The organism is Occallatibacter sp., from assembly GCF_049802275.1.
Lineage (GTDB): Bacteria > Acidobacteriota > Terriglobia > Terriglobales > Acidobacteriaceae > Telmatobacter.
The window spans coordinates 1-2,016 of the sequence record NZ_JBARMD010000326.1 but is presented as its reverse complement, the minus strand read 5'-3'; the positions used below and the strand labels follow the sequence as shown (position 1 = coordinate 2,016).

At 56.4% G+C, this 2,016-nt stretch carries 2 protein-coding genes; one reads left to right on the top strand and one right to left on the bottom strand.

Translation table 11 applies throughout. From position 1 onward, the window contains the following. On the bottom strand, window positions 1-935 hold a 935-nt coding region (locus WA354_RS11430), incomplete at its 3' end, for a protease pro-enzyme activation domain-containing protein (protein WP_472813140.1). A gap of 262 nt (window positions 936-1,197) precedes the next feature. Here WA354_RS11430 and WA354_RS11425 point away from each other — a divergent pair. Next, window positions 1,198-1,917, top strand: a complete 720-nt coding sequence (locus WA354_RS11425; RefSeq protein ID WP_472813139.1) for a hypothetical protein — start codon at window positions 1,198-1,200, stop codon at window positions 1,915-1,917. Window positions 1,918-2,016: the final 99 nt, after the last annotated feature.

The window sequence follows — 2,016 nt, the reverse complement described above, 5'->3', positions numbered from 1 at the left end:
TCGAGCGGCTCATTCAGAAACAGCGAACGGTAATTCGCGATGTCTCCGATTGCTGCTGCGCTGAGGTTCGAGTCGGCCGCGATGCCGATTGTTACGCCTGCACCCGTCCACGTGGTCCCTTTGTAAGCGGGATTCATCGCAGAATTCGGTGTGTCGTAGATAACCGCTGCATCGCCGGCGCCAGGCAGGAAGTAGACGTCATAGTTCGGAGATCCGGCCAGTGGCTGACCCCACTGCGTCGGACCATACACCGTCAGCTGTGAGCGAGGCCGATTCGAATCTTGGCCCTGTGCCGTGTGAGTTGCGTGTGGTCCACGAATCGCCTGAGACTTAGGCCGGAAATCGTTCAAGGCTACGATCCCGCGAATTACCGGCGCGAGTGCTGCGGGAACGGATGGGTCGATCGAGTTTGAGAGGTGAACAGACTCGCCCACCTGATAACGATGGATCTCCGTGCGGAAGGCAGAGCGCAGAGCACCCATATTTCCCGAGAAGCGAATGACGTTGCCAGCGTTCGCGACCTTCTCGACCTTGAACCCATTGGCCTCTAGCCAGCTTGTGATCTGCGCAATGTCGCTCTGGCTAGCACCAAACTGTTTGGCGAATGCCTGTGGCGTCACCCAGTTGCGGTATGGAACGGAGCCGGGCATACTGGCCGACTTTGCGAATGCATCGAGCGCGGCCTGCTGTTCGGCACTACGCCCGAGCACCAGCAGAAGCGTTCCAGTTGTCTCGCTATCCGAGACTGGACCCAGATCGTTCGCCGCTTGTGCAAGAGGATGAACATTTCCGCGAAGAGACACGCGAACGGAATCATCAACCGGACGAGTAATGAGTGCGCGCTGCGCGTGCGCATGGAAAATGAAGGACATGGGCAGAACGATTGCGAACAGCAGCCGAGTCATTCTGCGCCAGGTGTTGGAAGAGTTAAACATACGCCGAACAAACCTTTCCTGCACCGCGGCGAAGCGGTGTCTTGTAATGGGCCCTCGCACTTTCGGGAGGAGATTTTCGCCGTGAGTATATTAGGGCCGGGGTGGTGTGATCTGTGACACACGTTACTGCTGAGTCACAGCTATCGCGAGGGGCTGGCGGCGTGCCTACTTTGGAAACAAAGAGGGCGCGACTGCGCAGCTGACTCAAAATCGTGGGGTATAACACAGAACGGGGCCCAATATGGAGGGGCCTCGACAGACGATGAGCCGTTACTCTCTCAGTCCTCTTAAAGAAGGCACCAAAGTTGATGTCGGATACGATCCTTGGATCGACTCCTACTTCTTTCAACTCCGGGTTCCGGAGGGACGAAATTTCAAGGTGGCCCGTTGGATCGGCCACGGAATAGGGAACTGCAGCGTCTCGGATGGATCCGTCGAGTCGATCCCTGAAAAGGTGATCGAGGCGGTTGCCCAACACGCCGAAATTCCTACAGGGCTTCTCGAAGCTCTCATCGCGGATCGTCACCCGGAGCCGGAACTTGTTGCTTCCGAACCGGTGGTGTACGCAGGATGGCCCAATGGTCAAGTCTGGCGCAATCGCCCCAGTGTCGACCCGACTGGAGGTCATCAACTTGTTGTGAAGCCTGCGAAGTACATCAACCACGAACGTCACATCGGCTTCGCGATCCTCAAGGACTTCCTTGGCCACGAGGACCGCGCTAAGAGGCTCGCTGAAGATTTTGGCAAACTCGTTCTTCGCGGCCTGCCAGAGAAGCGGAATTGGCTTCTTACTGAAGTCGATGTACAGATTGGCGTTCGCGATGTCGAAGCGCAGAACGGTCTATACTGGCTTGCGGACGGTAAGTGCTACTTGGGTGATTGCAAGGTGAATGCTGTTCGACCGGAAGCGCAACTCAAGCGCGCTGAAAAGGTCCGACGACTGAGACAATCTCGTCTTAAATCCGCTCTTATCGCTGCTTGATACGAAAAGAGGCGGAGCCAATGGCTTCGCCTCAATTTCCTCGAATTGATTCCTCAGACATCCAGAACCTGACTGTTCCGTGCGATTCAGTGCATACGC

Coding starts and splice junctions, on each gene's coding strand:
- WA354_RS11425 (WP_472813139.1), top strand. CDS start 1,198: ATGAGCCGTTACTCTCTCAGTCCTCTTAAAGAAGGCACCAAAGTTGAT.